Below are 911 nucleotides of genomic sequence, written 5' to 3' on the forward strand. Positions count from 1 at the left end.
GGGGACGGGCGCGGCCGGACCTGCGCGGGGACCTGCCGCCGGACGTCGCGCCGTTCGACATGCCGCCGCTGCCGCCGCACCCGCCCACGGTCCACCTCGGCCAGGCGCCGCAGCCCGCGCCGTCGGATGACCTCGCCCCCTACCGCGAGGCCATCAGCGGTATCGTCGCCGCCGCTGACGCGGGCGAGCACGCCCGCGCCGTCCGGGAGGCCATCGCGCTCGAACGCGCCGCCGTGCACGCGCACGGCACGGACAGCGAGCCGGTTCTGAAGCTGCGTCAGGTACGGGCCCACGTCACCCGCCTCGCGGGCCTCCAGCGCGAGGCCGCGCTCCTCTACCGCGACGTCGCACTGAGCCTGCTGGACACGCGCGGCGCGGACGACGCGGAGACCCGCCAGGCCGCGGCGAACGCGGAGGCGTGCTGGCGCGCCATCGAGGACGACGCGGACGCCCGCCGCCTCGGCCCGGACATCCTCCGCCTGCGCCAGGCGCTTCCGGACGCCCGCCGCATCGCGGCTGTCAAGCGCCACCTCGCCCGCCTGCGCGGTGAGCCCGCCCCTGCCCCCGAGGACACCCCGCGGCCGTCGGCTGCCCTGGAGACCCACGTCTCCGTCCCCGACGGCGCGGAGGCCCCGGCGGAGCCCGCCGTCGCGGAGGAGGGAGCTGCCCCGGTCGTCGAGGACACCCCGCCGGGTGACCGGGCACCGGAGAACGACACCCTCGCGGAGTCCGGGGAGACCGGCGAGCCGGACAAGGCCGCCGTGCTGGACGAGGAACAGGGCGAGGACGCCCCCGAGGACGACGTCCCGGCACCCGCCCGCGCCGCGTCGGCGGAGGACGACCACCACGTGGACGTGCCCCAGCCCGCCGGTTGATGCTGATCGGCGTGCGGGTCGGCCGCTGCGCCCACC

General features: G+C 78.3%; 1 pseudogene. It reads left to right on the forward strand.

Annotated features, from left to right (window positions below):
• Nucleotides 1-875 (forward strand): annotated as a pseudogene (locus tag TR48_RS34970) (hypothetical protein); the annotation flags it as partial.
• Between the last annotated feature and the right edge of the window lie 36 nt (nucleotides 876-911).

The sequence above is a fragment of the Streptacidiphilus neutrinimicus genome, from assembly GCF_000787815.1.
GTDB lineage: Bacteria > Actinomycetota > Actinomycetes > Streptomycetales > Streptomycetaceae > Streptacidiphilus > Streptacidiphilus neutrinimicus.